This is a genomic window from Gluconobacter kondonii (assembly GCF_002723995.1).
GTDB lineage: Bacteria > Pseudomonadota > Alphaproteobacteria > Acetobacterales > Acetobacteraceae > Gluconobacter > Gluconobacter kondonii.
In genome coordinates this window covers 1-4074 of sequence record NZ_BEWP01000044.1, presented here as the reverse complement: position 1 = coordinate 4074, position 4074 = coordinate 1, and the positions used below count along the sequence as shown (strand labels likewise).

The window sequence follows — 4074 nt, the reverse complement described above, 5'->3', positions numbered from 1 at the left end:
TGCTAGGCTCCTGCGTCGCCAAGCTCCACCGAGCCCCGACGTCCAGCCGCCCTCAACCGGGCGTCTGGCCCTCGGGTCTCGGCCCTTCCGGGTAACGGCTTGCCCGCATCCTTTTCCAATATCGGGCGGTCCTGGTCTGGGGATCGGTTCGTGAGACGGCTCCTCAACCTCCCCGGCCCGTCCTGCGGACCGTCCGGGGAGGCACGTTCCATGGAGGCGACCTCGCATCCAGCGTTCAGTCTGACAGTCACCGTGCCAGTCCGTAAAGCCACTGCACATCCCTCGGCGGCAGGTGTCAGGCCCGCGTCTGCTGCAGGGCCGCACGCGACCCCGCATCAGCCGCAAACCTGCCCCCCTTGTTCAGGACGCTCCGGGCTTGACGGCCTGTCCCGTCGCCCGTCTTGGCCGGTGGTAGGATGGGCTCAGGAAAACGCCACCTCCATTCCTCTTTCGTCGCCGTCAGTGTGCTCGCCGCACGGGCAGGATGGGTCTAGGAAAACATCAAATATCCTTTCAGTATTCAACAAGTAAAAGCGCTTCATTTCTAATTTTATTCTCTCGAAAATGGCGGTTTTCTGCCATTTCTCGTTGACTAGAGCCAAGTAAAAACCTAATATCTATTCATGGACGGAGGCAATAACGCCGCAACAGTCCAGTTGATACGTTCCCTATTTCTTGGAGGCTCTCATGGCTGGTTCCGTTAACAAAGTCATTCTCGTTGGCAACCTTGGTAAAGACCCGGAAGTCCGTCATACGCAGTCCGGTTCCAAGATCGTGAGCTTTACACTCGCCACGTCGGATACTTGGAATGACCGCCAGAGCGGGGAGCGTCGTGAGCGCACCGAATGGCACCGTGTCGTCATCTTCAATGAGCGGGCTGGTGACGTGGCGGAACGCTTTCTTCGCAAAGGCCGCAAGGTCTATATCGAAGGTGAACTCCGCACCCGCAAATGGGCCGATCAGGGCGGTCAGGAGCACTACACCACAGAGGTTGTTATTGACCGTTTCCGGGGTGAGCTGGTGCTGATCGACAGCAACCGGGGCAACAGCGATGAAGGCGAGGGCGGCTTTGCTGGTGGAAGCAATGGCGGCCGGTCTGCGGGATCGTCTGGCAACGGAAACCGCAATGCGGGCTGGGACGCACCGGGCGGGAACGATCTTGACGATGACGTGCCGTTTTGATTCCGGGAAAAAGGAGCGTTGCGCCAGATGAACAAAGACCGCCTCATGGCGCTGCTGCCCCCGCCGCAGCGCTCCAAACACAAGGAAGACCGCTACAAGGCGATTGCCAGCGTCCTTCAGACATTCGCCCTCAGCGCGTGGGGGCTCGGCATCGTGACCCCACTCATATCCGGGACAGGACCGTTGACCCCCATGCGTGCCGTCACCTGTTTTTTTCTGGGAGCCGCGCTTGAGGCAATTTCTTTGACTTTTCTGGCGTATATCCCCTATCCTGAGGACAAGACGGAGGCGAAAACCAATGGATAACGTGACCCAGAGTATCCTGTTTATTCTTCTTCCTGCCGCTGCTTTCACCATCGGTCTGGGCCTTGCGATCGGACCGATTGCCACCCGGCTCGCAAAGTTGCGAACGTCCCATCAGTGACACCGACAGGCGGCCTCCGGGCCGCTTTTTTTTGTCCGCTCGCCCGGTTTAGTCAGGCGGACGCGCCTCGTCGGCGCGATGTATGTTGCCCCCAATGCTCGCCCCCCACAGGGGGGCTGCGCCAGGACAGCGAAAAAGACTAGACTGGCACCATGTCACGACAAACCATAATCCGCATTGTTGCACTGAGTATTCAGGCAGCGGTTCTTCTCCTGATCTGGCAGGGCTTTTTGCATCCAGTCCGGGGAGGCCTGCTGGTGCTTGCCGTGGGTGGGGGTGTGTTCTTCCTGACTCGGGAGTCTTCCGGGAAAAATCAGGGCCATAGGTAGAAAAAGCAAAAGAAGGATCGGGGCGGCCCTGAAGGGTTCGTTCACCCTATCTCACTAGGCTCCTGCGTCGCCAAGTTCGACCGAGCCACAGGGTCCAGCCGCCCTCAACCGGGCGTCTGGACCCCGCGTCTCGTCCCGTCCGGGTAACGGTTCACCCGCATCCTTTTCCATGAACGGACGGTTCTGGTCTCGCACGTTCGACCGTGAGACGGCTCCTCGTCCCTCCCGAACGGTCCTGAAGGACCGCCCGGGAGGGCCGTTCCACGACAGCGGCCTCGCATCCAGCGTTTAGTCTGACAGTCGCCGTGCCAGTCCGTAAAGCCACTGCGCGACCCTCGGCGGCAGGTGTCAGGCCCGCGTCTGCTGCAGGGCCGCACGCGACCCCGCATCAGCCGCAAGCCTGCCCCCCTTGCTCAGGACGCTCCGGGCTTGACGGCCTGTCCCGTCGCCCGTCTTGGCCGGTGGCAGGATGGGCTCAGGAAAACGCCACCGTCGTTCCACTCTCGTCGCCGTCAGTGTGCTCGCCGCACGGGCAGAATGGGTCTAGGAAAACGACAGGTATTCATAAAGTAATCAAGCAATCTTTTTACTTGTCACGCAAAAATAAATCGCGTTTTATGGCGGTTTTCTGCGCTTTTTCCCTTGTCACGAAAGGCCGGAAAGGCTATCTTTTACTTGTCGAGAGGGATTGGACCTCAAGACAAAGCGCCCCGGTTAGTGCTCGAACACCAAGCCGGGACTTCGCTAGACTAGAAAGGGTAGTTTCATGTCCGACGCAGCAACCACAATCGCACCGAAGGCCCAGAACCGCAAGGCCGCAAACAAGGCCAGCCCTTCCGCCGTCCGCCGTTTTAACGAAGCCCGCGACCGCACAAAGGCCATTGCCTCCCCCACGCTGGCCGACGTTCTCCGCATCGCCCCCAATGATGACAAGATTTCCGCCATTGTTCAGCATTTCGGTTTCGAGGCTGGCGACTATGACGAGCTGATGGGGGCCGGTTTGAGCATGATCCGCGACCAGTACGCGCTTCTTGAGGACGTTCTGATCGTCACAGACTTCCGGGGCGAGCGCAATTTCAAGGCCATGGAAATGCACCTTGGCCGCCTCGTGGACGGCATGGTCCGCTCTGCCTATGGGGCCGCCAACTTCTACGAGAACAAGCGCCAGATTGCCCGCGACGAGCAGAACTCTTTCAGCAACGAAAGCCGCGACGAAGACCGGCAGGGCATCGACGGCGGGGAAAACCGCGTTGACCGCGCCGTTCGCTTTGCAGCAGCGCAGGCCCCGAAGGCTTACGCGCTCGCCGTCATGGCTCAGGGCGCATGTGACGCCTACCGCGAACTGTTCGGAGAAGACTGGAAGCCTTACGTTAAGGACAACGGCCGCACCCTTACCGAGAACGTCCGCGCCGCACAGTGGGGGGCCGTTCTCTAACCCTCACAGGCCGGGCCAGCAGGTCCGGCCAACCACCGGGGCCGCGCTGACGGCCTCGGCTCTGCCCTCGGCCCTGCCCTCGGCCTCTTCTCCCGTCCGCCCTTGTTCATCTCCCGTCGTTTTTTCCGGGAAGGCGGACGCGCCTCGTCGGCGCGGAGTGTTTTGCCCCCAATGCTCGCCCCCCACAGGGGGGCTGCGCTAAGGCAATCGAAGAAGCAGAGCGTTCATATTTCTTCGATCATGGACGAGAGCAATTCGAGAAGCCAGCCTCCAAATCCGGCCATCAGAGCCACGTCGAGAGCGCTGACGGCCTCTTTCTCATGGCCCAGAAGATAGAGGCCAAGCGAGAGAACTGCGCACAGCGCCGTAACCGGAACCGCCAAGAAAAGAGCGTAGCGCGTCGAGCGGCGGAGCCAGAGCATCATCGTTGCCATGCCCGCTGAAGCGATGTGGAAAAGCGCATAGGGCGTGCCGAGAAACTTGGCGTTGTTTCGCTCACGAATGGCCGCGATCAGCCATTGAAGGCTAAAGAGGAAGAGGAAATAGGGCCAGATTTTCGGAATGGTGAGCATCTGTTTCATGTCCTTAATCACGAAGCGGACGCCTCGGATGAGGGCGTGTTTTTTGCTTCAGAAGGGCAGAATGACGCGGAAAGATGCGACTGGCAGAAAAAGGGTTCGGGGCGGCCCTGACGGGTTCGTTCA

Annotated in this window: 6 protein-coding genes; 4 read left to right on the top strand and 2 right to left on the bottom strand. The window is 60.1% G+C overall.

The window, feature by feature from the left end; all coding sequences use genetic code 11:
* Positions 1-687: 687 nt before the first annotated feature.
* The 3 genes from ssb to GKO01_RS16510 are packed head-to-tail and all read left to right on the top strand — an operon-like array spanning position 688 to position 1606.
* Positions 688-1182 carry a single-stranded DNA-binding protein gene (gene ssb, locus GKO01_RS15525; RefSeq protein ID WP_099287777.1) on the top strand — a complete coding sequence of 165 codons (495 nt, stop codon included), beginning with the start codon at positions 688-690 and terminating at the stop codon, positions 1180-1182.
* A 27-nt stretch (positions 1183-1209) separates the two neighbouring features.
* Positions 1210-1488, top strand: coding sequence for a hypothetical protein (locus GKO01_RS15520; RefSeq protein WP_010505526.1), 279 nt, complete (start codon positions 1210-1212; stop codon positions 1486-1488).
* A complete protein-coding gene (locus tag GKO01_RS16510; protein WP_255308585.1) occupies positions 1481-1606 on the top strand; it encodes a hypothetical protein in 126 nt (41 codons plus the stop codon). Before GKO01_RS15520 ends, GKO01_RS16510 begins: the two co-directional genes overlap by 8 nt.
* A gap of 155 nt (positions 1607-1761) precedes the next feature.
* Here GKO01_RS16510 and GKO01_RS15515 read toward each other — a convergent pair whose 3' ends face one another.
* Positions 1762-1980, bottom strand: coding sequence for a hypothetical protein (locus tag GKO01_RS15515; protein WP_099287776.1), 219 nt, complete (start codon positions 1978-1980; stop codon positions 1762-1764).
* A 721-nt stretch (positions 1981-2701) separates the two neighbouring features.
* Here GKO01_RS15515 and GKO01_RS15510 point away from each other — a divergent pair.
* Entirely contained in the window at positions 2702-3370 is a 669-nt protein-coding gene (locus tag GKO01_RS15510) for a hypothetical protein (protein ID WP_099287775.1), read from the top strand.
* Positions 3371-3594: 224 nt separating this feature from the next.
* Here the strand turns inward: GKO01_RS15510 and GKO01_RS15505 are convergent, their stop codons facing one another.
* The gene (locus tag GKO01_RS15505) at positions 3595-3951 is read right to left on the bottom strand and encodes a hypothetical protein (RefSeq protein WP_244901521.1); all 357 of its coding nucleotides are present in this window, start codon (positions 3949-3951) and stop codon (positions 3595-3597) included.
* Positions 3952-4074: the final 123 nt, after the last annotated feature.

What these genes read in the sequence shown, in the direction of transcription:
- ssb (WP_099287777.1), top strand. Translation starts at nt 688, where the DNA reads ATGGCTGGTTCCGTTAACAAAGTCATTCTCGTTGGCAACCTTGGTAAA.
- GKO01_RS15520 (WP_010505526.1), top strand. Translation starts at nt 1,210, where the DNA reads ATGAACAAAGACCGCCTCATGGCGCTGCTGCCCCCGCCGCAGCGCTCC.
- GKO01_RS16510 (WP_255308585.1), top strand. Translation starts at nt 1,481, where the DNA reads ATGGATAACGTGACCCAGAGTATCCTGTTTATTCTTCTTCCTGCCGCT.
- GKO01_RS15510 (WP_099287775.1), top strand. Translation starts at nt 2,702, where the DNA reads ATGTCCGACGCAGCAACCACAATCGCACCGAAGGCCCAGAACCGCAAG.
- GKO01_RS15505 (WP_244901521.1), bottom strand. Translation starts at nt 3,951, where the DNA reads ATGAAACAGATGCTCACCATTCCGAAAATCTGGCCCTATTTCCTCTTC.